This is a genomic window from Salinicoccus halitifaciens, assembly GCF_021026095.1.
In the GTDB taxonomy this organism is placed as follows: domain Bacteria; phylum Bacillota; class Bacilli; order Staphylococcales; family Salinicoccaceae; genus Lacicoccus; species Lacicoccus halitifaciens.
Window position 1 is genome coordinate 237,669 of the sequence record NZ_JAJNCU010000004.1, and the last position, 20,465, is coordinate 258,133.

Annotated in this window: 26 protein-coding genes; 2 read left to right on the forward strand and 24 right to left on the reverse strand. The window is 47.1% G+C overall.

Annotated elements, in window-relative coordinates; translation table 11 throughout:
* Window positions 1–133: 133 nt before the first annotated feature.
* The 8 genes from spoVG to LPW40_RS09925 all read right to left on the reverse strand — a co-directional run bounded on the left by spoVG (window position 134) and on the right by LPW40_RS09925 (window position 6,335).
* Window positions 134–508 carry a septation regulator SpoVG gene (spoVG, locus tag LPW40_RS09890; RefSeq protein WP_230822085.1) on the reverse strand — a complete coding sequence of 125 codons (375 nt, stop codon included), beginning with the start codon at window positions 506–508 and terminating at the stop codon, window positions 134–136.
* 88 nt (window positions 509–596) lie between these two features.
* Entirely contained in the window at window positions 597–971 is a 375-nt protein-coding gene (locus LPW40_RS09895) for a RidA family protein (protein ID WP_230822086.1), read from the reverse strand.
* Window positions 972–985: 14 nt separating this feature from the next.
* On the reverse strand, window positions 986–1,819 hold the full coding sequence (gene purR, locus LPW40_RS09900) for a pur operon repressor (protein ID WP_230822087.1): 834 nt from the start codon (window positions 1,817–1,819) through the stop codon (window positions 986–988).
* 62 nt (window positions 1,820–1,881) lie between these two features.
* On the reverse strand, window positions 1,882–2,727 hold the full coding sequence (gene ispE, locus LPW40_RS09905; protein WP_230822088.1) for a 4-(cytidine 5'-diphospho)-2-C-methyl-D-erythritol kinase: 846 nt from the start codon (window positions 2,725–2,727) through the stop codon (window positions 1,882–1,884).
* Between the two features lie 245 nt (window positions 2,728–2,972).
* Window positions 2,973–3,674, reverse strand: a complete 702-nt coding sequence (locus tag LPW40_RS09910) for an ABC transporter permease (RefSeq protein WP_230822089.1) — start codon at window positions 3,672–3,674, stop codon at window positions 2,973–2,975.
* 1 nt (window position 3,675) lies between these two features.
* Window positions 3,676–4,515: an ABC transporter ATP-binding protein gene (locus tag LPW40_RS09915; protein ID WP_230822090.1), complete on the reverse strand. Its 840-nt coding sequence runs from the start codon at window positions 4,513–4,515 to the stop codon at window positions 3,676–3,678.
* A 190-nt stretch (window positions 4,516–4,705) separates the two neighbouring features.
* Window positions 4,706–5,401, reverse strand: coding sequence for a hypothetical protein (locus tag LPW40_RS09920; protein ID WP_230822091.1), 696 nt, complete (start codon window positions 5,399–5,401; stop codon window positions 4,706–4,708).
* A gap of 25 nt (window positions 5,402–5,426) precedes the next feature.
* Window positions 5,427–6,335 (reverse strand): LytTR family transcriptional regulator DNA-binding domain-containing protein, encoded by a 909-nt coding sequence (locus LPW40_RS09925; protein WP_230822092.1) that lies wholly within the window; start codon window positions 6,333–6,335, stop codon window positions 5,427–5,429.
* A gap of 188 nt (window positions 6,336–6,523) precedes the next feature.
* On the opposite strand from LPW40_RS09925, the gene LPW40_RS09930 reads away from it, so the two are divergent.
* A complete protein-coding gene (locus LPW40_RS09930) occupies window positions 6,524–7,087 on the forward strand; it encodes an NADPH-dependent FMN reductase (protein ID WP_097041524.1) in 564 nt (187 codons plus the stop codon).
* A gap of 64 nt (window positions 7,088–7,151) precedes the next feature.
* Here LPW40_RS09930 and LPW40_RS09935 read toward each other — a convergent pair whose 3' ends face one another.
* The 7 genes from LPW40_RS09935 to metG all read right to left on the reverse strand — a co-directional run bounded on the left by LPW40_RS09935 (window position 7,152) and on the right by metG (window position 13,612).
* Window positions 7,152–7,718 carry an NADPH-dependent FMN reductase gene (locus LPW40_RS09935; RefSeq protein WP_230822093.1) on the reverse strand — a complete coding sequence of 189 codons (567 nt, stop codon included), beginning with the start codon at window positions 7,716–7,718 and terminating at the stop codon, window positions 7,152–7,154.
* A 4-nt stretch (window positions 7,719–7,722) separates the two neighbouring features.
* The gene (locus LPW40_RS09940; protein WP_413776005.1) at window positions 7,723–8,814 is read right to left on the reverse strand and encodes an LLM class flavin-dependent oxidoreductase; all 1,092 of its coding nucleotides are present in this window, start codon (window positions 8,812–8,814) and stop codon (window positions 7,723–7,725) included.
* Window positions 8,815–8,988: 174 nt separating this feature from the next.
* Window positions 8,989–9,252, reverse strand: coding sequence for a biofilm formation stimulator Veg (veg, locus tag LPW40_RS09945; RefSeq protein WP_072710841.1), 264 nt, complete (start codon window positions 9,250–9,252; stop codon window positions 8,989–8,991).
* A gap of 63 nt (window positions 9,253–9,315) precedes the next feature.
* On the reverse strand, window positions 9,316–10,221 hold the full coding sequence (gene rsmA, locus LPW40_RS09950) for a 16S rRNA (adenine(1518)-N(6)/adenine(1519)-N(6))-dimethyltransferase RsmA (RefSeq protein WP_330166189.1): 906 nt from the start codon (window positions 10,219–10,221) through the stop codon (window positions 9,316–9,318).
* Window positions 10,214–10,768 carry a ribonuclease M5 gene (gene rnmV, locus LPW40_RS09955; RefSeq protein WP_230822094.1) on the reverse strand — a complete coding sequence of 185 codons (555 nt, stop codon included), beginning with the start codon at window positions 10,766–10,768 and terminating at the stop codon, window positions 10,214–10,216. Before rnmV ends, rsmA begins: the two co-directional genes overlap by 8 nt.
* Window positions 10,769–10,854: 86 nt before the next feature.
* Window positions 10,855–11,622, reverse strand: a complete 768-nt coding sequence (locus LPW40_RS09960) for a TatD family hydrolase (RefSeq protein WP_230822095.1) — start codon at window positions 11,620–11,622, stop codon at window positions 10,855–10,857.
* Window positions 11,623–11,635: 13 nt separating this feature from the next.
* The gene (metG, locus tag LPW40_RS09965; RefSeq protein ID WP_230822096.1) at window positions 11,636–13,612 is read right to left on the reverse strand and encodes a methionine--tRNA ligase; all 1,977 of its coding nucleotides are present in this window, start codon (window positions 13,610–13,612) and stop codon (window positions 11,636–11,638) included.
* A gap of 248 nt (window positions 13,613–13,860) precedes the next feature.
* On the opposite strand from metG, the gene LPW40_RS09970 reads away from it, so the two are divergent.
* On the forward strand, window positions 13,861–14,142 hold the full coding sequence (locus LPW40_RS09970) for an AbrB/MazE/SpoVT family DNA-binding domain-containing protein (RefSeq protein ID WP_230822097.1): 282 nt from the start codon (window positions 13,861–13,863) through the stop codon (window positions 14,140–14,142).
* Between the two features lie 58 nt (window positions 14,143–14,200).
* Here the strand turns inward: LPW40_RS09970 and rsmI are convergent, their stop codons facing one another.
* Genes rsmI through LPW40_RS10015 form a run of 9 tightly spaced genes read right to left on the reverse strand, consistent with a single transcriptional unit; the run spans window position 14,201 to window position 20,288 of the window.
* Complete coding sequence (gene rsmI, locus LPW40_RS09975; RefSeq protein WP_230822098.1) at window positions 14,201–15,016, reverse strand: 16S rRNA (cytidine(1402)-2'-O)-methyltransferase; 816 nt, start codon at window positions 15,014–15,016, stop codon at window positions 14,201–14,203.
* Entirely contained in the window at window positions 15,013–15,267 is a 255-nt protein-coding gene (locus tag LPW40_RS09980) for a GIY-YIG nuclease family protein (RefSeq protein ID WP_230822099.1), read from the reverse strand. The genes rsmI and LPW40_RS09980 overlap by 4 nt, the downstream gene beginning before the upstream one ends.
* Window positions 15,260–15,997, reverse strand: coding sequence for a tRNA1(Val) (adenine(37)-N6)-methyltransferase (locus LPW40_RS09985; protein ID WP_230822100.1), 738 nt, complete (start codon window positions 15,995–15,997; stop codon window positions 15,260–15,262). Before LPW40_RS09985 ends, LPW40_RS09980 begins: the two co-directional genes overlap by 8 nt.
* 45 nt (window positions 15,998–16,042) lie before the next feature.
* The gene (locus LPW40_RS09990) at window positions 16,043–16,348 is read right to left on the reverse strand and encodes an initiation-control protein YabA (RefSeq protein WP_230822101.1); all 306 of its coding nucleotides are present in this window, start codon (window positions 16,346–16,348) and stop codon (window positions 16,043–16,045) included.
* Entirely contained in the window at window positions 16,348–17,166 is an 819-nt protein-coding gene (locus tag LPW40_RS09995) for a PSP1 domain-containing protein (protein WP_230822102.1), read from the reverse strand. Before LPW40_RS09995 ends, LPW40_RS09990 begins: the two co-directional genes overlap by 1 nt.
* Before the next feature lie 6 nt (window positions 17,167–17,172).
* Window positions 17,173–18,081, reverse strand: a complete 909-nt coding sequence (locus tag LPW40_RS10000; RefSeq protein ID WP_230822103.1) for a hypothetical protein — start codon at window positions 18,079–18,081, stop codon at window positions 17,173–17,175.
* A gap of 10 nt (window positions 18,082–18,091) precedes the next feature.
* Window positions 18,092–18,421 carry a cyclic-di-AMP receptor gene (locus tag LPW40_RS10005; RefSeq protein WP_230822104.1) on the reverse strand — a complete coding sequence of 110 codons (330 nt, stop codon included), beginning with the start codon at window positions 18,419–18,421 and terminating at the stop codon, window positions 18,092–18,094.
* 2 nt (window positions 18,422–18,423) lie between these two features.
* Window positions 18,424–19,050 carry a dTMP kinase gene (tmk, locus tag LPW40_RS10010; RefSeq protein WP_230822105.1) on the reverse strand — a complete coding sequence of 209 codons (627 nt, stop codon included), beginning with the start codon at window positions 19,048–19,050 and terminating at the stop codon, window positions 18,424–18,426.
* A complete protein-coding gene (locus tag LPW40_RS10015) occupies window positions 19,047–20,288 on the reverse strand; it encodes an Orn/Lys/Arg family decarboxylase (RefSeq protein WP_230822106.1) in 1,242 nt (413 codons plus the stop codon). The genes tmk and LPW40_RS10015 overlap by 4 nt, the downstream gene beginning before the upstream one ends.
* Between the last annotated feature and the right edge of the window lie 177 nt (window positions 20,289–20,465).

Sequence of the window (20,465 nt, forward strand, 5' to 3'; positions counted from 1 at the left end):
TTATATTTTACTCTATAAGGACTTTCAAGACGAACGTTAAGAGTTTGTAACAAAATTAACAAACTCTTTCCTGCAAAGCAAATAAAAAATGAGCATAAAACCTGAATCCAGATTTCATGCTCATTTTGGAATTTTAAACGTTCTTTTCTTCATCATCTTCGTCTTCCATGACAGTTGATTCTTCTTCCATTTCCTCTGCCGCTTCTTCTCCGGTACTGCCGTCTTCATCCGTCTTAGGTGTCTCCGGTACGTCTTCGGTTTCATCATAGACCCTCATGATTTCTTCCTGCACATGCTGCCTCATATCCGAATGGATCGGGTGGGCAATGTCCCTGAATTCACCGTCCGGTGTCCGCTTGCTCGGCATGGCCACGAAAAGTCCGTTATTGCCTTCGATCACCCTTAAATCATGGATGACGAACGCATCATCAAACGTGATTGAAACCAACGCCTTCATTCTTGTATCTTGATTATTAACTTTACGCAGCCTAACATCTGTAATTTGCATATCCGTTCCCCCAATACGTTGATATTGTTGGATCAAATGTGTTACTGCTGCAGTCCAATAATGATCAATTCAGTTATTGCCTAATGTGTCATTCTATCGATGCAACAACTTCGATTTCTACCTGAACATCCTTAGGTAGACGACTGACTTCCACACATGACCTTGCTGGTAATTTACCCTGAAAGTAAGATCCGTAAACCTCATTGATGTGCGGGAAATCGTTCATGTCGGCGATGAAGATCGTCGTCTTGACCACGTCTTCAAAACTCAAGCCTGCCGCTTCAAGCACATGCCCGACGTTCTTCATCACCTGATCGGTCTGCTCCTTGACATCTTCGGAAATGATCTCGCCTTCCTTAGTGAGGGGGATCTGGCCTGATGAGAAGAAGAGGTTGCCGGTCTTCACGCCGTGACTGTACGGCCCCAGAGCCTCCGGGGCTTTATCTGCATTGATCGGTTGCATTCATAACACTCCTTTTAGTTGTTATTATCAATATACTCCAAACAGTTGCCTTCTTCTACTACAAAGGACTGGTTATACTCATCGATTTTGGAAACTTTGAGCAGTGATGTATAGTCCCTGAACCTTCTGTTCGCCACTTCCTTCGCCTCCACCAGCACACTGACGCCGACGACCCGTGCATTGAATTCCTCCATCAGATTCATCACACCTGAAATGGACCCGCCCGCGCGGAGGAAATCATCCACGACGAGGACGCTTGAGCCTTCCTGCAATGTGCGTTTGGAGAGCACCATCGTCTCTATCTTGCGTGTCGAACCCGATACATAGTTCACGGATACGGTGGAGCCCTCGGTCACTTTATTGTCCTTTCGGATGATCGCAACCGGCGCATTCAGCTTCCTTGCCACTGCATTCGCAAGCGAAATGCCTTTTGTCGCGATGGTCACGACCGCATCAATCTGTTCATTCTTATACATCGTCGCGATCAGCTCACCTATGGAATCCATCAGCGACGGATTGCCCATGATGTCCGACATGTACAGGTATCCCCCCGGCAGCAGCCGGTCGCTTTTCTCGAGGACTTCCTTGAAGCTCGTGACGATGTCCGCTGCACGTGCCCTGCTGATCTCCGGATGGAATGTGATGCCGCCGCCGGCGCCTGCAGTCGTCCTGATGGTGCCGATGCCGTCCTCTTCAAACACATGTTTGATGATCCGGATATCCTCACTGATCGAAGACTTCGCCTGATTGAACTGATCCACAAAAAATGTCAGCGGGATGAGGCGGTTTGGGTGGGTGGCTAAATACTGCGTCATAAACACCAGACGCTCACTGCGTTTATATTTCATGATAACTCTCCAATTCCGTATTATTAAGTAAGATGTTATCATAAATGTTCGCCTTTAGGCAATTATCCGAGCAATCTCACCCGGTAAACTTCGTTACAGCACCCCCGCATTGAATTATAAACATGGATGGCCTGCCTTTCTTTCTGAACAAGACCGAACACCGTCGGCCCGCTGCCGCTCATCATCGCCTTGTCTGCACCTGAAGCCTCCATATTCTGGATCAGCTTCTTCACTTCTGGATAATGCCTGACCGTCACTTCTTCCAGATCGTTTTTCATATGGCGGATCACGCCGTCATAATCCCCCGCCAGTGCCGCTTCGACCACTTTTCCGGATGCCGGCTCATGTTTCCCGGGCTCCAGATGCGAATAGATCGTCTTGGTCGAGACGCCGATTGAGGGCTTTGCGAGTATCACCCATGCATTCGTCGGTTTAGGCAGGAGTTTCACCTCTTCCCCCCTGCCCGTGCAGAGCGCTGTGCGGCCGTAGACGCAAAAAGGAATGTCCGAGCCCAGCTGCGCACTGAGGTCCGCAAGCTCATCAAGCGGCCGCTCCAGGCCGTAGAGTTTATTCATTCCCCTGAAAGTCGCAGCCGCATCACTTGAGCCGCCCGCGAGCCCCGCCGCGATCGGTATGTTCTTATCGATGACGATGTTCACACCTGTTTTGATATTGTATGTTTCCATCATCAAGGCCGCAGCCTGGTAAGCCAGATTCTTCCTGTCATTCGGCACATACTGATTTTCGGTCTCTATGATTATTTTGTCATCGCTGCGCTTCTCGAAGGACAATTGATCATTCAGATCCACCGTCGTCATCACCATGCTCACTTCATGATAATTGTCCTCACGTTTAAAAAGAGTATCCAAAGTTAAGTTGATTTTAGCCGGAGCTGTTTCATAATGCATAATACTGTCTCCATTTGTCCTGATATTTTTGTCTATTTTAACACAGATCAAAGATGCATATGAAAAATCCATCAAAATAAAAGGCCCAGCCGCCCGGGAGGCAGCTGAACCTTGCTGGATGCCCTTCATACTTTGTCCATCTCCCCGGATTCGATTATCTTCGAAGCTTGAGGCCAACTTAATCGAATTTTCGAACTGAATTCGATTATCTCTGAAGCTTGAGTCCGACTTAATCGAATGTCCCATCAACCATCTGACTTCCTCCTCTTGAACGCCCACAGGACAATGCTAAGACTCGCAGCCACCCAGGCGAGAAGGATCAGAAACTCTGCTGCACCGCCATCGCCATTGTAAATATACAAGTTCTGATACAGCGGGAAGTATTCTGCAATCTGCCTTGCGATATGGTCTTCCTCCGTGACCAGAAATTCGATATACGGGGTGAAGCCGAACAGGAACATGATCGGTATCAGGTATACGGATGTCGTCGCCACACTCTTGACAAGCAGCCCGATGCCGATGCCGAGGTTCAGGAAGAATATGCCGAGGAGCATGAGCCCCGCGATATTTTCAAGACTCCAGAAACCGTCCGACTCGATCAGGAAAATGGATGCGGCCAGTGAGATGACAGTCATTAAAATGATCACAAGACTTTTCCCCGCTATGAGATCAAGAATCGAGGCCGGTGACTGCAGCAGCCCCCTGAGCGTATCTTTTTCATTCTCTTCCGCCATCATCGTCATCATTCCGCTGAACGTCACCGACGTGAAGACGACCCCGACGATGATGATCACCAGTTCACTTGGCAGAGCCCCTGCCTCCGGATCCATCCTGCCGAAGAATGCCGCGAGCACCATCGGTATCAGCACTGAAGTGAACAGCATCATGTTCCTCATGAATTCCTTATAATCCTTTTCAAATATCGCCATCACTCTTGTAATATTCATATTAGACAAGCTCCTTTCCAGTCACTTTTTTAAACACTTCACCTAATGTCGGGAAATCCGTGCGAATATCGATGACACTCTCGTCGAACAGCGCTGCTCTCAAAAGGCCGCTGTTCTCCTCATCCCGCCCGACTGTACGGACACCGCCGTCTTCATAAGTCAGGTGCACTTCATTCCTTTTATACTTGTGGCGCAACACTTCCGGAGCACCGGTTTCCTTGATCACACCTTCATGCAGGAATGCCACCCGGTCACACAATCTCGTCGCTTCATCCATATTATGTGTCGTCAGCATGATCGTCGTGCCCTCACCCTTCAAATCTTCAAGCATTTCATGGATCTTTTCGGTCGTCGTCGGATCGAGTGCACTCGTCGGCTCATCCAGGAACATCACATCCGGTTTATGCAGCACTGCTTTGCACAGTAGCACCCGCTGCTTCATCCCTTTGGAGAGCTTTGAAACCCTCTTGTCCTTTTCATCGGCAAGACCCACCTTATCCAAAACTTCATCCACAACCTGTTTAGGCGCACCATACAGTTTCCTGAAAAGTTCGAGGTTGTCCCTGACCGTCAGCCTTTCATATAAGGCACTTTTATCCGACAGTATGCCTAAGTTCCTTACATATGAAGTTCTGCCAAAATGCCTGCTCCCTGTACCGTTCACTTCAATATCACCGCCGTCCGGTCTGAACTCACCGGTCAAAAGTTTGATCGTCGTCGTCTTTCCCGATCCGCTCGGGCCAAGAAGTCCGAACACCTCGCCTTTCCCCACTTCAAAATCTATGCCTTTCAATGCATGTTCGTTGCCGAATGTCTTTTTCAGGTCCGTTACATGTATCATCTGTATCCCTCCGTTTTTCGCTTGGTTTGTCCTTGATTCAAGATTACATGCAAAATAAAAACACCGCGATATCATCACGGTGAGTTGTAGTCATTTATTGGCCGGTTGTAGCTGAATACCCGTAAATACTGAGGACGGTATGCTGAACTGTACTCAATAACGGTGAAGTGTACCGACCCGGACCGGGCTGTTACAGCGATTTCGCCTTCCTGTTGAAAAGCGTAATGAAGAAAATGAAACTGAAGACCACCCAGGCAATCAGACTGATATAAGGGCCCGCCAAAAATCCATCTTCAATGTGCCTGATTTGATAGACAGGCGTCAGCTCAAAGAACTGCCTGATAATATTGGACCTGTCCTCGATCAGAAAATCTATGTACGGCGACATGGCGAATACGAAAAGCAGAATCATTATGAATAATGACGTCGCCGCCACTGAATTGGAGAGCATGCCGAACGTTGCAGAGATGAAGTAGAAGAACAGCCATATGAGCACCAGTGCCGGAAAAACGGTGAAGCTCATCATGTTCGTATAGCCAAGCATGAGCAGATTGCCGCCAAGGATGATGAAAGTGACCGGAAAGAGCAGCAGCGCCTTGCCCAGAAAATTGGCGGCCATACTCTGCCTGTCGACGATCAGATGCGCCATTGTTCCATGCTCATTCTCCTCCGCCACCAGCCCCATCAATATGGCAGCCAGCGCAGATGCAAAGGTGACCCCGATGATGACATTGACGACGATGAACGGCATCGCTGCCCCGGCCGTTTCCATCCTCTGGAACATCAATGCCATGACGACCGGCAGGAGCAGGCTCGTCAGCATGGACATGTTCACTATGATTTCTTTGGCGTTCATCATGAATACCGCCATTATTTTATGCCTCATGATTTCGACCTCATTTCCAACACCTTCACAGTTTGATGAGCCTGTCCTGAATTTCATTGTACTTTGTACGGGACAGGGGGATTTTGGATTCTTCAGGATTGCTGATCACGACGGAATATGTGTTTTTGGACCATGTGATGATTTCCTTCACTTTATGGAGGTTCACGATGTATGAGCGGTGGCATCTGTAAAAGCCGTGATCGCCCAGTGACTTCTCGGCATCCTGCAGAGTCGACTCCATTGCGAACTTTTCCCGGGAAATATTGATGAAGACTTTCCCTTCATTGCTTTCAATGTATTCTATGTCCCGGATATTCACAAATAAAGTCTTATCTTCCGCCTTCACTCTGATTTTGCTTATATGATCCGTCCCGGATGTTTTTTCATCCTCCTCAGTTTCGACGCTTTGGAGACCGTCCCGGGTCAGCCGCATGATTTCAGGCTGGACGAGGAATGCATCCTCCGTTTTCGTCACTGCAACGACTATGCTCTTGTCCTGATCACCAAGCTGGGCTTTCAATTTATGGAACAGATGGATGTTTTCCCTGGTCGCCTGGAAGAAAGGTTCAATGAATAATATATGCTCCTGCCGGCACATCAGCCCGAGTATGAAACTGAGCCGCTGATTCAATTCGGCACTTGCCCTGCCGAGCTTTGTCTTACCCTCATCCTCCAATTTGAACTGTTTCATCAGATCAGTGACGTCGAATCCCCGGCTGTACCACTTATTGTAGAATGAAATATGATCTTTTATGCTGAGACGCTTATACACCGGGATATTGGCTCTTACGATATTGATCTGTCTTGGATCGACCGCTTCTTCCAGGCGGCTCAAATACTCAAAAGGCATCTGGATCGCTTTTACCGTACCGGGTTCAAATGAGATCTGTCCGCCGGCCGCTTCCCCTGTGAGTTCACTGACGTTTATCTTCATATACTTCACGCCTTTCCTTCTCAATTATATAAAAACCCGGCACGAAGAACCACAAATCTTTATGAAAACGTATTCATTTAGATTTCGAGACTTTTTTCCTTCCATTCTGTAAAAACATATTGTAATATAAATATATAGTTAGTTACATTATGTAATTAAATAAATATATGTTATCCGGAGGAAAGACTATGACTAAAATTGGTATTATAGTAGGAAGCACACGCGAAGGACGCGTCAGCACGCAGGTCGCAGAATGGGTTAAGGATTTTGCTGAGAAGCAGAATACTGACGCAGAATTTGAAGTCGTTGACATCAAGGAATACGGCCTTGACCGCTTCAACGAAAAACTGCCGCCGGCTATGGCGAACAAAGAGTACTCAAATGAAAAAATTGATGCGTGGTCCGAGAAGATCGATTCATTGGACGGTTTCATCTTCGTCACGCCTGAATACAATAAAAACATCTCCTCTTCACTGAAAGACCATATCGACTACATCGCTTCAGAGTGGAACAACAAATCAGCTGGAATCGTATCTTACGGCTCCACGCTCGGAATCGCTGCATCAATGGCACTGCGCAGCACTTTGGCAAACTTGAAGCTCGCAATCGTCACACCTCAGGGTGCATTCAGCCTCTTCACAGACTTTGAAAACATGAGTACTTTCAAGCCGGCAGAAGTGCACAATCCAACTATGGAAGCAGTCGTCACGGATGTTGTGAATTGGGCAAAAGCACTTAAGACAATCCGTTAATCAGAATTCAATATGTAAGATATAAAGAAACCTGCATGAAAAATTCATGCAGGTTTTATTTTGGTTAAAAACCGAATTGAGCATCTTTTTCAGCCCGGATATCCTGATACGTGCGTGACAGGACCATCGTATCATCGATCAGCCTGTCCAGGCGCATATCCACGTCATCTCCCTGGAGTTTTCCGTCCTGGAAGTTCGTATCCAGTATGAAGACATACCTGGGGACGATGTTCGCCTTCAAGTAGCTGAGTACCGGCTTATAGTTATACTCCGGAATCAAAAAGTGTTTGTCGGAGCCGGCCGTGATCAGCATGCTCACCGTCTTATCCTCAAGTGCATTCTGAGGAAGGAGATCGAAGACGTTCTTCAATGGCGCCGGCATGGACGCCTGGAAAATCGGGCTGCCGATGAAAAGTACATCAGCTTCCATGATTTTCGTCAACACTTCAGTCGCATCCCCGCCGTAATCCATATAATTCCTGCCGTCACTGAATGGAAGGGTGACGTCCTGAAGGTTGATGTAGTCTATATTCTCTCCGCTGTACTGCCTCTGCAGCTTCTCCTTTAACAGTGTCGTCGCAATCCGTGTCTTGCTGCCTGCGTTTGAACCTGACAAAACCAATATATTCATAACCCTATTCTCCTTTAGTCCTCTTAGTATGTTTCTTCACTTCCGGCACCACTTTCTCGCCGAGTAGGTCGATTGTCCTTTTTATATCATCAATGGAGACGCCGCCGAAATCAATCTGTCCAATGTAGCGGTCGTGGTTGAACATTTCATGTTGATACAATATCTTTTCCACGATATGTTCAGGCGAGCCTACATTGAGGACGCTTTTGACATCCTGGCCCTGGGCGAACGCTTCCTTCGGGAAGCCCTGACCGTTTGAAAGTTTCATCCCCTCATTGATATGCGGGTAATATTCCCTGTAGGCATCCATCATATTTTCCCTGATATACAGGAAGCCTGCCGTGGCCACAGGAAGGTCATCGGGATTGAACCCGTTTTCGAAAGCCGTCTGTCTGTAGAGGTCGATTCGCGACTTGAAGGCCTCGGCTGATCCGCCGAGATGCGCCTGATACATCGGTACGCCAAGCCTCCCCGCTTTCTGTGCGGATGCGAGCGAACCGCCGACGGCCCGCCATATCGGCAGCCCGGCAGCTTCGTTTTCCGGCCTTGGGATGACTTGTGCATTATTCAGCGGTGCACGGAATTCCCCCTGCCAGTTCACGGTCTCGTTTTCATTGATCTGCAGGAGCAATTCAAACTTCTCCTCAAAAAGCGCCTCATAATCATTCAGGTTGTAGCCGAGCAGTTCATAAAGGCCGACCCTCGATGCCCTGCCGGCCACGACTTCCATCCGCCCGTCCGACAGCAGGTCGATTGTGGAGGCGTCTTCGAATACCCTCACTGGATCCGACGTGCTGATGATGGTCGAACCTGAAGCTATTTTTATTTTACTCGTTGCCTGGGCGATTGCAGACAGCAGCACCAGATGGGCCTGGGATACAAAATGCTCCTGATGGGACTCCCCCACCTGGAACAGGTCCAGTCCGGCATCCTCCGCCATCTTCGCCGCTTCAACGATTTCCTTCAGACGCCGGCTCGCCGGGATGCGTTCTCCGGTATGCGGGTTCGGCATATGTTCCCCAAGGGAATAAAGACCGATTTCCATCCCTTTTGAGCGATCAATTTCCGGCATTACATGCGGATTTCCATTTTCCATTCGTCACACTCCAAACTTTGTTAATTACAGTATACTTATGTCGCCATTTAATTTCTAATATATTGTTTATCATTTTAGTAGGAATTGAAGGAAATAAAAATAGGGTGTAAAATCCCATCATCAGATTTTACACCCTATATTATGTCGGCTGATTCTGCGCCAGCCGTCCCGTTCTTATTGGATTACAAATGCTTCACTCTGCTCGTTGACGAAAGTCATTTCAACATTCGATGTCAATACATCAGTGTATGTATATGACACTCTTTCAAAGTTATGTTCTTCTTGGTCAAGTTCCACCACGAAAACAGAAGGATATGTTTCTCTGAGAATACCATGTCTTTCTATTAACTTCTTACGGCCTCCGTTGGCACGAAGTATTACGCGATTACCTAATTGACAATCAAGAATCTTTTTGATGTCGACTAAAGATTTTGGCATTTGGCCCACCTCACTGCTTTCATTATAGCAAGTTTACATAACTTTGTCAAAAAATTGTTGTAATTATTGTACTTTTTCGAACTTTAGATTTGGAAATTCCTTTAATTTATGATAGATGGCGCCAAAATCTTCGATTGAAAGACTCTCTCCCCTGCGCACAGGGTCTATTCCTGCAGCATTCAGCAGGTCGCCGATTTCCGATTTGAATTTTTTGCCATCTTCAAATAAAGACAGATAATTATTCAGAATCGTCTTCCTGCGCTGAATGAAAGCACCTTTTGTGAGCCTGAAAAAGGTGTCTTCATCGTCCACGGCCACTTTCGGCGATTGACGGGCTTTCATTTCAACGATGATGGAATCCACATTCGGCGCAGGCATGAACACCGCTTTCGGGACATTCTGCACAATTTTTGCCTCGGTATAATAATCGATGGCGATTGTAAGCGAGCCGTAGGCTTTCGTGTTCGGTTCCGCGCTGATGCGTTCGCCGACCTCTTTTTGCATCATCACATAATAGCGGTCGATCGGCAGTTTCTGCATCAGGAAATTCATTAAGATCGGTGTGGTGATATAGTAAGGCAGGTTTGCAATGACTACAATCTCCTTGAAATCACTGAGTTCTTCTTCGATCATTGCGCCGATATCCGCTTTCAGGATATCTTCATTGATGACTTTGACGTTGGAATACGGGGCAAGCGTATCATTCAGCACAGGAATCAATCTTTGATCAATCTCATATGCAATGACTCTCCCCGCCCTTTTCGCGATCTGTTCGGTGAGCGAGCCGATGCCCGGACCGACTTCAATCACGGCGGTCTCCCGGTCCACGGCCGCCTTGTCCAGAACTTTGTGGATGACGTTCGCATCGATCAGGAAGTTCTGGCCAAGGCTTTTCTTGAATGTGAAGCCGTATTTGTTCAATATCTCTTTTGTCCTTGATGCAGTTGCGATATCTTTCATATCATTCATCCTTCTTCAACTCCAAAAGGATCGAGTTGATTTCTTCTTTATCAATACGATACCTGTTCAATTTATTCTTGAGCTGCTTTGCATTGGCATATCCGATATTCAGTCTGGCAGTCAAATGTTCACGCCGCGCTTTCGAATCCACCCTTCCACTCAGGCCCCACCGCTGCATATCTTCGTTTGAAATCGTCTCTTCATCTATCTCATGATTAACCAGCACATTTTTAAGTGAACTGCGTATATCCTCAATCGATGCATGTTCCACACCGATTCCGTGCCTGCCTTTTGCTTTCTGACGGGATATGAAAGCCTCTTTGATATGAGGGAACCGCTTCAGGATCTCAGTCCTTATTTTATGGCCGGGAAAATCCGGGTCGGTTAAAATGATGGCACCCCGTGTATTCAACGCCACTTCAATCTCCTGCATCGTTCTTTCATTGATGGCGGAACCGTTCGTCTCGATCGTTTCACATATCAATGCCTCTTTCAGCCTTCTCGTATCATCCCGGCCTTCGACTATGATCACTTCACGTATCACTGGTTTTTCCATATGTTATCTCCTTTGGGGAGTCTCCTGATATAAGACGCTCCGTGCATCTGCTTCCTTATGAAAAAAGCCGGGAGCTCCCGGCTTGATCATTTGAAGTTAAACAGCCTTTCGGCATTTTCGGTCGTCGCTTCTGCAAGCGCTTCGTATGATATCCCTCTTAATTCTGCAATCTTTTCCGCCACAAGCTTTACATAGGCAGGTTCATTGCGCTTCCCCCTGTAGGGGTGGGGTGTCAAAAACGGGGCATCCGTTTCAACGAGGAGTTTGTCCAACGGCACATGCTGCGCGATATCTTTTGGCAGCTGTGCATTTTTGAAGGTGACGGGGCCGCCGAGTGAGATATAAAAGTTCATATCGAGCACTTCATCGGCCGTTTTTTCATCCGCACTGAACGCATGCATGATGCCCCCTGCTTCGTGTGCATCCTCCCCTTTCAGAATCTCCACACAATCCTCCGTCGACTCCCTGTTATGGATGATGATCGGCAGATTGACCCTTTTTGCCAGGGCAATCTGGCGTCTGAAAATGTCCTTTTGAACATCTTTCGGTGACTTGTCCCAATGATAGTCGAGGCCTGTCTCACCGATCCCGACGATCTTCTCATGTTCCGCCAATTCTTCTATCCATTCAAGGTCGGCATCGGTGCAGTCCACTGCGTCCACCGGGTGCCAGCCGATGACCCCGTATACATCTTCGTGGTCATCGATCAGCTGCATCGTACGTTCTATTGTTTTACGGTCGAAACCGACGACGACCATCTTTTCAACGCCCGCTTCCCTCGCCCGGTCCATCACTTCATCCAGATCTTCATCGTAATGATCTGCATTCAAATGCACATGTGTATCAATCAGCAAAAGATTCCACTCCCTATTTTACGATACTGCCGTTTTCCACGCCGTCAGGCACGCTGATCAATGTCAGACGCGAACCTTTTTCAGCAGTGAGTATCATGCCTTCCGACAATTCACCACGCAGTTTCACCGGCTTGAGGTTCGTGACGACGAGCACTTTCTTGCCTATGATGTCTTCAGGTTCATATTGTTCCCTGATTCCGGAAACGATCTGGCGCTTCTCTTCACCGAGATCCACCTGGATCTTCAGCAGTTTATCCGCCTTCTTCACACCTTCAGCATTGATGATCGTACCTGCCTTCATCTCCACCTTATCAAAATCATCGATTGTGATGCGCCCGGAGGTGAGGTCTTCCTGCGCCTCTTCCTCTTCCTGAGCGGGCGGTTTCATTGAACTCTTTATATGTTCAACTTCACTTTCAACATCGAGGCGCGGGTAGATCGGCTGCGGTTTTTCAATCACTCTGCCGTCCACTTTGATGGCGCCGTATGTCATGATTGAATCGTATTCCTCAAGCGTTGCATCCACCATGTTCAACTGTCTGAATATCTCTTTCGGACCGTGGGGCAGATATGGTTTGAGGAGGATCGCCGCAATACGGATGTTTTCAGCAAGGTGTACCATCACGTTGCCGAGTTCTTCCTTTTTGCTTTCATCTTTTGCAAGCACCCACGGTGTCGTTTCATCGATGTACTTATTCGTCCGGCTGATGATCGTCCATGTTGCCCTCAGCGCTTTGTTGAACTCGAGTGCTTCCATGGCATCTTCATAAGCCTGGATGTTCTCCCTGACTGTATTTTCAAGCCCTTCATCGAATTCATTCATCTGCCCCTTATATTCAGGCAGCTCTCCGTCGAAGTACTTGTTGATCATTGACAGCGTCCGGTTGACGAGGTTGCCCAGGTCATTGGCGAGGTCATAGTTCGTGCGGTCCACGAATGACTCCGGTGTGAACACACCGTCCGAACCGAATGGCACTTCCCTCATCAGGTAGTAACGCAGTGCATCCAAACCGTATCTCTCGGCCAAAGTCCCCGGATAGATGACATTCCCTTTGGATTTGGACATCTTGCCGTCCTTCATCAGCAGCCAGCCGTGGCCCATCAATTTCTTCGGCAAAGGCAGATCAAGCGCCATCAGCATCACCGGCCAGTAGATCGCATGGAATCTGACGATTTCCTTGCCGATCATCTGGACGTCGGCAGGCCAGTATTTATGAAATAAAGTTTCATCATCCGAACCGTAACCAAGGGCCGTTATATAGTTCGTCAGTGCATCGATCCATACATAGACCACGTGTTCCGGATTGGATTTCACCGGGATGCCCCAGTCGAACGTCGTCCTGGAAACCGCAAGGTCCTCAAGCCCCGGCTTGATGAAGTTGTTCAGCATCTCATTCTTGCGTGAAGCGGGCTGGATGAATTCCGGATTGTCCTCATAGTACTGGACAAGACGGTCTGCATACTTGCTCATTCTGAAGAAGTAGCTCTCCTCCTTCACGAGCTCCACTTCATGGCCGCTCGGTGCAACGCCGCCAATCATGTTACCCTCGTCGTCCCTGTATACTTCAGCCAATTGTGTTTCCGTGAAGAACTCCTCATCTTCCACGGAATACCAGCCTTCATATTCACCCAGGTAGATGTCGCCCTGTTCAAGCAGACGTTCAAATATCTGCTGAACGGCCTTTTTATGTGAAGCATCCGTCGTGCGGATGAACTGATCATGTGTGATTTCAAGCTGTGTCCATAATGTCTTCATATCTGCAACCATGTCATCGACATATTTTTGAGGCGATACACCCATCTTCTGGGCTTTCTTCTCTATTTTCTGGCCGTGTTCATCCGACCCTGTCAGATAATAAACGTCATATCCCCGCATGCGCTTATACCTTGCCATCACATCACTCGCGATCGTGGTATAAGCGTTGCCGATATGTAATCGTCCACTTGGATAATATATCGGTGTTGTTATATAAAATGTCGGTTTTTCCATGCCTCTGCCTCCTATATGTTCATTAGTTAAATATATCTAATTTTGAATTAATTTTCAATTGTTGCAGTATAATTGTTGGCAACCCCGAATCCTTTTATGCTATAATCATGTGTATCTTAAGACCTATCGATTTTCATACTATAAAAAATTGTTTTATATTTTCTTAATAATTTATAGCATACAATAGAGTCTTAATATATCCTAACATCCCAGAATCTTGTAGGAAACATAGTAAGGAGGAGCTCGAAATGAAGTCAACCGGAATCGTACGTAAAGTCGATGAACTTGGCCGCGTCGTCATCCCGATAGAATTACGCCGTATACTGGATATTGAAGTGAAAGATGCTTTGGAAATTTATACGGATGAGGATACCATCATCCTTAAAAAGTATAAGCCATCCATGACTTGTGATATTACGGGTGATGTCTCTGATAAAAACATGAGACTTGCTGAAGGCAGGATCATTTTAAGCGAAGAAGGCGCAAAAATGCTTATAAAAGAGATTGAAGATAAAATGTCGAAAGACTGATTGAATGCCCGCAGAAATCAACTGATTTCGGCGGCTTTTTTTCGCTCTCTTCCCGGCATCATCCGTTGTAGATGTCATACACTTCCTGCTTCTTCATGCCTTTGATGTCCGCCACCATCTTAATGGCCTTCGTCGGCTTCATCCCCTGTTCAATGAACTGGTTGACATGGTCCCTGATCGGGATATCACTGACGACCGCTTCCTCCTCATATCCCCGGATGACGATCACAAACTCTCCCTTCAAAGGGATGTCACCATCGAGCGCGTGAAAAATCTCCTGGGCTGTGCCCCGCCTGTGCTGTTCGAACTTTTTTGTAATCTCCCTTGAAATGCTGATTTCCCTATCCGCGTCGATTTCCATTATACCCCGGACCGTCGACTTCAGCTTATGGGGCGATTCATATATCACCGACGTCTGTGGATGATGCATGATCTGCCTCAGCTTATCATTTTTTTTGCTTCCGGTTTTCGGAAGGAAACCGAAAAACGTGAATTCAAATGAAGGGATGCCGCTTGCAACAAGTGCCAGAGTGAACGCCGAGGCTGCTGGGATGACTGCATATGTGAGCCTTTCATCCTGCATTTTCCTGATCAGTTCATAACCAGGGTCCGAAATCGCAGGCATGCCCGCATCACTGACCAGGGCAAAAACTTTGCCGTTTTTCATCTCCCCGATGATCCCTTCTTCGACTTCCTCTTTATTGAAATCATGGTAGGAACGGAGCGGTGTCGCAATTTCGAAATGATTGGTGAGCTTCTTTGTCAGTCTCGTGTCTTCACACAGGATGACATCAACTTCCTTTAAAGTGTTTACAGCCCGCACACTCATATCATCCAGGTTACCGAGTGGCGTGCCCGTGATATATAAATTCATGTCTTCACCCCTTCAATCAACTTCACTTTCTCTTTCCGCGTCAATTTCTTTATTTGAATTTCCCTTTTGAGCGCACTGCTTATCGTGTCGAACGGTTCCTTGTACTTTAATTTGACCGGGCCCCTGTTCCGTGTATACTTGGCCCCTGTACCGAGATTGTGCTTCTCGATGCGCGATGCCACATCCCTTGCATACCCGGTGTAGAAGGTGCCGTCGCTGCATTCCACGATATATACATAGTAGTTACCCATAATACACCTCCAGCATCTCCTTGGAGTACCGGCCTTCCGCTTCATAGATGTAAAACGGCGGCAGGACATCCACATATGCCTGTGAATGGAATAATGCCTCAACGATGACGAACATTGCGTTTTTGGAACCCGGATCATTATAGACGTATTGCTGGGTTTTGATCCTGAAACCGTTGTTCATGAGGCATGCTGTCACTTCCGCACTGCGCTCGGCCCGGTGCACCATGTACAGGCGGCCCTTGTTTTTGATGAGGTAGCGCGCGGCCTTGACTACACCTTCCAGATCGATCATCACCTCATGTCTTGCGATGCTGTGCGGACCGAGCACCTTCAAAGGCTGATTGTTTGTGAAATACGGCGGATTCACCGTGATCACATCATAGGTGGAGTGATTAAAGTGCTCTTTTATATTTTTTATATCGATATTATACATGGTCAGCTGTTCGGATTTATCATTCAGCTCGAAACTGCGCTTCGCCATATCCACAAGCTGTTCCTGGATTTCGACCGCCTCAATCGGCAGTGCTGTCCTGTGCGACAGCAGCATGGGGACGACACCGTTTCCTGAACATAAATCCATAATTTTTCTATCCTGCCTGTTTATTTTGGTGAAATTCGCAAGCAGCAATGCATCCACCGAAAAAGAAAACACCGATCTGCTCTGGATGATCTTCATGTTTTCACGGTAGAGTTCATCCAGCCTTTCATCCTCTTTCAACAATTCATTCACCTCGTTCCGGCATAAGAAAAGCGGCTGCAGCCGCTTATGATCAATCTATTGATTTAAGAACCCCTGGCAGAAGAGGCATTCTCCCCCGTGCCTGTGTGTACCGAAATGTACATTGCAGATATGGAATCCTTCATCATATAAATTCTTTAAAGTGTTGTGTTTGAACGACGCATCCGTTTTTTCCTCAGCATTGTTCACAAGTGTTTCATAGTGCTCTTTTTCCATCTGTAAGCTGACATTCTCCTCGACCAGATTTACAGCATGAACTTTAAGTGTCTCCAGATTTTCGTGCATATTCCTGAGGTCGGCTTCAAGCTTGCTGATATGGTCAAAAAGTTGTTCACGATTCATTATGAAACACCGCCGCCGGAAGCCGTTTCTTCCAGTTCATCATAGTGGTATTCCTGGATATAGTCATCTTTATATCTGACCTGGACGACCAGGTCGAGTATATTCATGCCGATGACCTTGCCTTTACCATTCGGCGTATCGATCATTTCACCGACATCAGGCATCTTGGTGCGGGATTCTTCATAATACTGGTCTTCATAGTTCAGGCAGCACATCAATCTGCCGCAGGCACCGGAAATCTTGGTCGGTGACAATGACAGATCCTGATTTTTGGCCATCTGTATGCTCACCGGCACGAAATCCCCGAGGAATGTCGAACAACAGTGTGCACGGCCGCAGGGTCCGACACCACCCAAAAACTTGGCTTCGTCACGTACACCGACCTGTCTGAGTTCGATGCGCGTCTTGAAACGCGTTGCAAGCACCCTGACAAGAGACCTGAAATCCACACGCTCATCCGCTGTGAATTTGAATATGAGCTTTTTCTGATCAAGCGTATACATTGCACTCACGATGTTCATATCCAGTTTTTCTTCTACCACTGACTTCTTGCAGAATTTGAGTGCTTCGCGCGCTTTCGATTCATTCTGATGATATTTCTTCAAATCCTCATCTTCAGCGAATCTTACAAATTGACCGTCCGGTTCAACTATATTTTCTTTTGAAATTTCATATGTGCCCTTCACGACACGCAGCAGTTCGATGCCGCGTTTCGTCTCGGCAATGATATAATCATCTCTTTCAACAGATGCTTTGCTGCTATCTATATAAATATTACTAAAGTAATCTAATTGGGTCGCAGTCATGAGCTTTATCATACTTCATCAACCTTTCGAATTGATAACCATTCCCTCAAATGCGAGCGTTGGATGTACATTGAACTGAATCATCTTGTTGGCCTGTTCTATTTCTTCCAGCATTTTGGTCAGATGATTAACACTGATCATTTTATCCACTTTCAACTCTTCCTTGTAAGGCTTGAAAATATCGAGATTCAATTTGGAATGCATTGCCTGCCTCACACCACCGTCTATCAGCTGCAGAAGCAGCAGATGATCCCTCCGCTCACTGCACATATCAAGCATCGGCTTGATATCGAGGAGCACAAGAGGGTGGCGGTTGATCCACTTCACCGAGAATTCCAGTGCCGCATTCCTCAGCCTGCTGAAATCCTCCCCCAACTCCTTGATGTGGGCGGCATTCAGTGACAGGACATCTATCGTCTGAAGATCGCCCTCCGACAAATCCCCAAGCTCTTTCATACGGTCCGCAGAGTCGCCTTTTATGAAGACATGCTGGGCCCTCGAATGGATCGTCGGGAGGATATTGCTCTTATCTATGGTCAAAAGCAGGGCAATCGTCTTTTCAGGCGGTTCCTCCAAAAATTTAAGCAGACTGTTTTCAGCCTGGGGCGTCAGCTTTTCAAAAGCTTCTATGACATATACTTTATATTCTGTTTCCGTGGGTTTATTGTTCATCGCATGCATCAGGTGAGCGACTTCTTCTTTTTTTATCGTCGTCTCCTCCGTGCTCAAATAGTAGAAATCAGGGTGGTTGCCCTCTTCCAATAAAGCCCGGTTGCGGGCCGTGTCCCCAAAAATATTCAATGCAAAGAACATGCTGTATCTGCGCAGGGTTTCCAGCGTGTCGCCTTCGAACATATAAGTGTGGCTGAGGCGGTTATTGTGGATTGCGTTCAACAGGTTCTCCTCTGTCGTTTGATTGATATCCATGGATGAACCTTTAGAATCTTTCAAATTGCTCAATCGGCAACACGAAAACCGTTGCTCCGCCCACTTCAACTTCCACCGGGTACGGGATGTAGGAATCAGCATTCCCGCCCATAGGCGTCACAGGAGCGACAGTCTGCTCCCTGTTGCCGCAAGTGTCATCTATCAGGTTAAGCAGATCGCCCACTCTGTTATCATCGACCCCGCACAGGAAAGTCGTGTTGCCCGCTCGCAGGAAGCCGCCTGTTGAAGCAAGTTTCGTGTTCCTGAAATTCGCTTTGGTCAAGCGGTCTGTCAATCTCTGGCTATCATGATCTTGTACGATTGCTATTACCATTTTCATGATCAGTCACCTCTATGATTTAAATATTTTCCGATTATATTGTATGTGTCTTTGAATACATCTTCAATTTCACGGTCGGCATCGACGACTTTGATGCGCTCCGGATAATTTTCAGATAACTCATTATAACCCGATACGACATCCTTATGGAAGGCCAGTGTTTCTGCATCCAGACGATTACTGGTGCGGTTGTTGTCCTGTATCCTTTTAAGTCCGGTTTCAGGTGGCAGCTGCAGATATATGGTGAGATCCGGCATCCAGTTTTCAATGGCAAACCGGTTGATCTGCATGATATCTTCAACTCCGAGCCCCCTGGCATACCCTTGATAAGCAAGCGAACTGTCGATGAAACGGTCACAAAGGACAACCTTGCCTTCTTCCAGCGCCGGCACGACTTTCTCCACCAGGTGCTGCCGCCTTGCTGCTGCAAACAGGAGGGCTTCGGTCCTTGCATCCATTTCAGTGTCATTGGCAAGCAGTATATCCCTGATTTTTTCGCTGATCGGAATCCCGCCGGGTTCACGTGTAAGCACTATTTCATGTGTGTCCTTAAGCGCTTCAGCGAGCATCTGTATCATCGTCGTCTTCCCGGAACCTTCCGGCCCTTCAAACGTAATAAATAATGTCATGCGTCATCAACCTTATAATATGCGATATTTTCTTCTATACCTTCTATTTTAACATGATAAGACTTTTTATGTATTATAGATTTGATAACTTCCTCCGTGAAACGTTCACCTTCATGAATGAGCGGGACACCCGGAGGATAAGGCACGACAGCACGCACGGCAGGTCTGCCGAGCAGGAAGTTCAAATCTTCCTGGCCTTCATTTCCCACATCCTCCACCAGATTAAGTTCATCCAGGCGTCCTGACAATGACTCAAGGGGATAGCTGTCTCCCTCGTGGAACAATGGCAGACACCAGAGAACTCCCTCCTCCGTCACCATTTCCGAATAAACACCTTTCCTGTTCAATGCATCGAAAAGTAAATAAGGGGACACACCCTCAATATTGAGCACAATCTTCGCCGGATCATCCGCTCTTGTCACTGAAAATCCCCGGTGCTCCAAATTCTTAATCAGCTCAGACCTCTTTTTGAAGAAAACTTCATCTTCAAAATCGTTGTAAAATTGATGCGCCAGCTCTATGGAAGCAAGTATCAGATAAGATGGGCTTGAAGTTTCGAAATGGTCGATATACTTCATCACCCTCTTATGTATTGCCTCCTCTTTTGTGAATACAACAGACGCACCGGTCAAAGCCGGCAGCATCTTATGGTAGGATTGTATGACGATGTCCGCACCATGGCTCAGGGCAGATCGTGGAAACCTTCCGGTGATGCCGAAATGCGCACCATGCGCCTCATCCACAACGATCCTGTCTCCTGCAACCTTCACTCGTTCAATTGCTTCATCGAGGGCAGGTGCATGCCCACTGTAGGATGGATATGTAATCAGCACTGCAGTATTATCCACTGACATCCCAAACAGATCATTAACAGCCACTTTTTCAAAAGTAACGCCCGCGAGATCCAGCGCATGATAGACGGACTTATGAGCATCCCCGACGATCAGGAATTTATCAACCTCGCCTTTCAGCGCATGTACAGCTGATAAGACCCCCGTAGTCGTACCATTGACCACAGCCTGTGCGTTATAGCCCGGCTGTTTCTCAGAAAGTAAGTCATTCAACTCGAGCAAGACCCCATCCGGTGAATGCAGATCATCCAGCCCCGTTATTTCCGTCTTATCATATGACCATTCCAGTTTATCCAGGTTACCAATTGTCATGTTCTTATGACCCGGCACATGCATCGATATCGCATCGTCACGCTTAAGTGCGTTCAATTTATCCACTAATCCCATATAATCACCTTATGTATCATCTACTTTGTCTTTTAGATCATACCTCATACTAACATATTCATCATATATGCTTTCTTAATAATAAAAACAAAAACAAAAAAGATCCAATCACTGGGATTGGATCTTGCGATTTGCCTGGCAGCGTCCTACTCTGGCAGGACGTATGTCCAACTACCA

What these genes read in the sequence shown, in the direction of transcription:
- LPW40_RS09970 (WP_230822097.1), top strand. Translation starts at nt 13,861, where the DNA reads ATGAAGTCAACCGGAATCGTACGTAAAGTCGATGAACTTGGCCGCGTC.
- LPW40_RS09980 (WP_230822099.1), bottom strand. Translation starts at nt 15,267, where the DNA reads ATGGGTAACTACTATGTATATATCGTGGAATGCAGCGACGGCACCTTC.
- LPW40_RS10015 (WP_230822106.1), bottom strand. Translation starts at nt 20,288, where the DNA reads ATGGGATTAGTGGATAAATTGAACGCACTTAAGCGTGACGATGCGATA.
- LPW40_RS09995 (WP_230822102.1), bottom strand. Translation starts at nt 17,166, where the DNA reads ATGATAAAGCTCATGACTGCGACCCAATTAGATTACTTTAGTAATATT.
- rsmI (WP_230822098.1), bottom strand. Translation starts at nt 15,016, where the DNA reads ATGAATTTATATATCACGGGCACGCCACTCGGTAACCTGGATGATATG.
- spoVG (WP_230822085.1), bottom strand. Translation starts at nt 508, where the DNA reads ATGCAAATTACAGATGTTAGGCTGCGTAAAGTTAATAATCAAGATACA.
- tmk (WP_230822105.1), bottom strand. Translation starts at nt 19,050, where the DNA reads ATGACATTATTTATTACGTTTGAAGGGCCGGAAGGTTCCGGGAAGACG.
- LPW40_RS09920 (WP_230822091.1), bottom strand. Translation starts at nt 5,401, where the DNA reads ATGAGGCATAAAATAATGGCGGTATTCATGATGAACGCCAAAGAAATC.
- LPW40_RS09935 (WP_230822093.1), bottom strand. Translation starts at nt 7,718, where the DNA reads ATGAATATATTGGTTTTGTCAGGTTCAAACGCAGGCAGCAAGACACGG.
- ispE (WP_230822088.1), bottom strand. Translation starts at nt 2,727, where the DNA reads ATGCATTATGAAACAGCTCCGGCTAAAATCAACTTAACTTTGGATACT.
- LPW40_RS09990 (WP_230822101.1), bottom strand. Translation starts at nt 16,348, where the DNA reads ATGAATCGTGAACAACTTTTTGACCATATCAGCAAGCTTGAAGCCGAC.
- metG (WP_230822096.1), bottom strand. Translation starts at nt 13,612, where the DNA reads ATGGAAAAACCGACATTTTATATAACAACACCGATATATTATCCAAGT.
- LPW40_RS10005 (WP_230822104.1), bottom strand. Translation starts at nt 18,421, where the DNA reads ATGAAAATGGTAATAGCAATCGTACAAGATCATGATAGCCAGAGATTG.
- LPW40_RS09940 (WP_413776005.1), bottom strand. Translation starts at nt 8,814, where the DNA reads ATGGAAAATGGAAATCCGCATGTAATGCCGGAAATTGATCGCTCAAAA.
- LPW40_RS09910 (WP_230822089.1), bottom strand. Translation starts at nt 3,674, where the DNA reads ATGAATATTACAAGAGTGATGGCGATATTTGAAAAGGATTATAAGGAA.
- veg (WP_072710841.1), bottom strand. Translation starts at nt 9,252, where the DNA reads ATGCCAAAATCTTTAGTCGACATCAAAAAGATTCTTGATTGTCAATTA.
- rnmV (WP_230822094.1), bottom strand. Translation starts at nt 10,768, where the DNA reads ATGGAAAAACCAGTGATACGTGAAGTGATCATAGTCGAAGGCCGGGAT.
- LPW40_RS10000 (WP_230822103.1), bottom strand. Translation starts at nt 18,081, where the DNA reads ATGGATATCAATCAAACGACAGAGGAGAACCTGTTGAACGCAATCCAC.
- LPW40_RS09925 (WP_230822092.1), bottom strand. Translation starts at nt 6,335, where the DNA reads ATGAAGATAAACGTCAGTGAACTCACAGGGGAAGCGGCCGGCGGACAG.
- LPW40_RS09895 (WP_230822086.1), bottom strand. Translation starts at nt 971, where the DNA reads ATGCAACCGATCAATGCAGATAAAGCCCCGGAGGCTCTGGGGCCGTAC.
- LPW40_RS09930 (WP_097041524.1), top strand. Translation starts at nt 6,524, where the DNA reads ATGACTAAAATTGGTATTATAGTAGGAAGCACACGCGAAGGACGCGTC.
- LPW40_RS09915 (WP_230822090.1), bottom strand. Translation starts at nt 4,515, where the DNA reads ATGATACATGTAACGGACCTGAAAAAGACATTCGGCAACGAACATGCA.
- rsmA (WP_330166189.1), bottom strand. Translation starts at nt 10,221, where the DNA reads ATGAATGATATGAAAGATATCGCAACTGCATCAAGGACAAAAGAGATA.
- purR (WP_230822087.1), bottom strand. Translation starts at nt 1,819, where the DNA reads ATGAAATATAAACGCAGTGAGCGTCTGGTGTTTATGACGCAGTATTTA.